This is a genomic window from Streptococcus sp. 1004_SSPC, assembly GCF_001069025.1.
GTDB classification, from domain to species: domain Bacteria; phylum Bacillota; class Bacilli; order Lactobacillales; family Streptococcaceae; genus Streptococcus; species Streptococcus vestibularis.
In genome coordinates this window covers 1-3508 of the sequence record NZ_JWGQ01000031.1, presented here as the reverse complement: position 1 = coordinate 3508, position 3508 = coordinate 1, and the positions used below count along the sequence as shown (strand labels likewise).

General features: G+C 40.3%; 1 protein-coding gene. It reads left to right on the top strand.

Annotated features, from left to right (window positions below; genetic code table 11):
• Positions 1-3292, top strand: a 3292-nt coding sequence (locus tag ADF62_RS02390) for an LPXTG cell wall anchor domain-containing protein (RefSeq protein ID WP_048787997.1), incomplete at its 5' end; no start/stop codon positions are given.
• Positions 3293-3508 lie beyond the last annotated feature (216 nt).

Below are 3508 nucleotides of genomic sequence, written 5' to 3'. Positions count from 1 at the left end.
CAAAGTTAATCCAGACGCGACTCAAGGTAAAGACGGCGATAAATACGTCAATACCGAAACAGGCGACGTCTTCGTTAAGAATAACGGCAACTGGGACAAAGAAGGCAACATCAAGGGACCTAAGGGTGATAAAGGTGAACGTGGAGAAGATGGTAAGACTCCAGAAGTAACTGTAACTCCAGGTAAAGATGGTCATAGTACCGACATTACATTCACTGTTCCAGGTAAAGATCCAGTTACAGTAAATGTTAAGGACGGAGAAAATGGTCTGAACGGTAAAACTCCAAAAGTTGATTTGCTTCGTGTCGAAGGACAAAACGGCAATCCATCTCATACAATTGTGACATTCTATACTGATGAAAACAATGATGGTAAGTATACTCCAGGAACTGATGAACTTCTAGGTTCTGAAATGATTAAAGATGGTGCTAAAGGTGCGGACGGACGTGATGGTAAATCATTGCTTACTGTCAAAGATGGTAAAGAAACTAAAGTTTACCAAGAAGATCCAGCACATCCAGGTCAGCCATTGAACCCTGAAAAACCTCTTGCAGTTATTAAAGATGGAGTGGACGGAGTCTCTCCAACAGTAACAGCTGTTCGTAAGGATGAAGACGGTCATAAAGGTGTAGAAATCACTGTTGATAACCATGATGGTTCACAACCAACTACAGTCTTTGTTAAAGATGGTGCTAAGGGAGAAACTGGTGCAACCGGTCAGGATGGCCAAACTCCTACAATCACTACTCAACGTGGACAAGATGGTCAAAGCACTCTTGTAACTATCACAACACCAGGTAAAGATCCAGTAACCTTTACAGTAAAAGATGGTAAGAATGGTAAAGATGGACGTACACCAACTATTGACTTAAATGCATTGGTGGAAGCAGTTAGAAGAGGTGCTGGATCAACTTCTAATTCACAACCTTCTGGAACATCAAGAAGTGCAAGAAATAGAAGAGCATTACCAGATGAAGATAGAAGTGCAACTGAGTCATCAGAAACAGTACAACCAACAACTACAGATGCAACAGATTCACAACCAGTAAATGGTACTCGTATTACAGCATACTATGATAATAATGGTAACGGTAAATACGATCCAGGTGTGGATGAATTAATTGGTACAAGTGATATCTTGAATGGTACAAATGGACGTAATGGTACAGATGGAGCTTCTGGTACAAATGGACGTAACGGTGCTGAATTACTAAGTGGAGTTACTGCCCCAACTGCTAATGATGGTAAAGACGGTGATACTTATATCGACGCCAATACAGGTGATGTTTACAAGAAAGAAAATGGTTCTTGGAACAAGATTGGTAATATCCGTGGACCTCAAGGAGTAGCCGGTGAAAAAGGCGACAAAGGCGAAAAAGGTGAAAAAGGTGAAAACGGAGCTAATGGAGCAGACGGTAAATCACCAGTTGTAAATGTAACGGACAATGGAGATGGAACACACTCTATTACTGTTAGAAACCCTGATGGTTCTGAATCAACAACTAAAGTTAAAGATGGTAAAGACGGTAAAACTGCCAATATCACTACAACAGAAAATCCAGATGGAAGCCACACAATCACTGTAACAAATCCAGATGGAACAACTAAAGAAACAGTTGTTAAGAATGGTAAAGATGGTAAGACTCCAAAAGTTGAAGTGACTGATAACAACGATGGAACTCACACTGTTAAAGTTACGGATGGAGACGGTAATGTTACCAACGCTATCATCAAAGATGGTAAAGACGGTAAAGCTGCAACAGCAACTACAACAGAAAATCCAGATGGAAGCCACAGAGTAACAATCACTAACCCAGACGGAACGAAGAATGAGTTTGTTGTTAAGAATGGTCGTGACGGTGTTGATGGACGTACTCCAACCGCATCTGTTCGTGATAATGGAGACGGAAGTCATACAATCGTTATTACAAATCCAGAAGGTGTGACAACTGAAACCACAGTTCGTGATGGTAAATCACCAAAAGTTACTATAACTGATGAACAAAATGGAACTCATAAGATCTCAGTTCTAAATGGTGACGGCACAACTACTGAAACAATCATTAAAGATGGTAAGTCACCAGTAGCGACTGTTACTGACAACCATGATGGTACTTACACAATTCGTGTAGAAAACGGTAATGGTACTGTTTCTGAAACCACAGTTCGTGATGGTAAATCACCAACTGCTAAGGTTGTGGATAACGGAGATGGAACTCACACTATCACAGTTGTGAACTCAGACGGTACAACTACAACAACTACAGTTCGTGATGGTAAAGAACCAAAACTTGAAGTGATTGATAACAACAACGGTTCACACACTATTAAAGTGACAGGAGCTGATGGTAAAGAAACTACAACTACAATCTTTGATGGTAAATCACCAAAAGCGAACATCGTTGATAACGGAGACGGAACTCACACATTAACAATCATAGATTCTGATGGTCGTCAATACAAATCTATTATCAAAGATGGTAAAGACGGTAAAGATGGCGTTTCACCAACTGTAACTGTTAAAAATAATAACGACGGAACTCACGTTGTTACAATTATTAATCCAGATGGAAGTAAGACAGAAATGGTGATTAAAGACGGTAAAGATGGTAAATCACCAAAAGTTTCTGTTGAAGATAATGGAAATGGTAGTCATACAATCACAATCATCAATTCTGACGGAACTGTGACGAAAACAGTTGTTAAAGACGGTAAAGATGGTCGCGATGGACGTGACGGTAAAGATGGCAAAGATGGTAAATGTGGATGCCAAGACAAACCGGTAACACCATCAAATGACAAACCAGTTCCTCCAACACGTAATGTGCCAGAAAGACCAACGTTTGCAATGCCAGAACCACCAGTTCACGAATTGCCAGAATTCAACGGTGGTGTTCCAGGAATGCCAGAGGTTAATGAATTGCCAGAATTCAATGGTGGAGTACCAGGTATGCCTGAAGTTACTGAAGTACCAGAATTAGATATTCCAACAGTACCAGTACAACCAACACCAAATGTACCGACGCCAGAAGTGCCAGTACAACCAACTCCAGTTGTTCCGACACCAGAAGTACCGGTCCAACCAGTACCAGTGGTTCCAGAACAACCTGTAGTGCCAACATCGGCTCAACCAGCAAGTCCAGTAAATGCTAACCCAGAAGTACCAACTACAGTTAAAGAAAACCATGGGGACAAATTACCTGAAACTGGAAGCCAATCTGATTATATCTTTGTTCTTCTAGGTAGCGGTATTCTATTGAGCCTATATGTAGGTCGAAGAAAAGAAGATTAATCATCTAAAAGCAGTCGCTAATTTCTCAAAAGAAGATGATAAGTGATAGATATCGAATGAAAGAATATTCTTAGAACGATTTTCATATGATGGAAAAGACTGCACAAATCCCATGGGATTTGTGAACTGCACCCCAAAAGTTAGACAAAAAATGGCTCTTTTCTACCATTTGTCAAGTCTATCAAGGCTTTAAGTAAAAAAAGAGATAAGACAGTA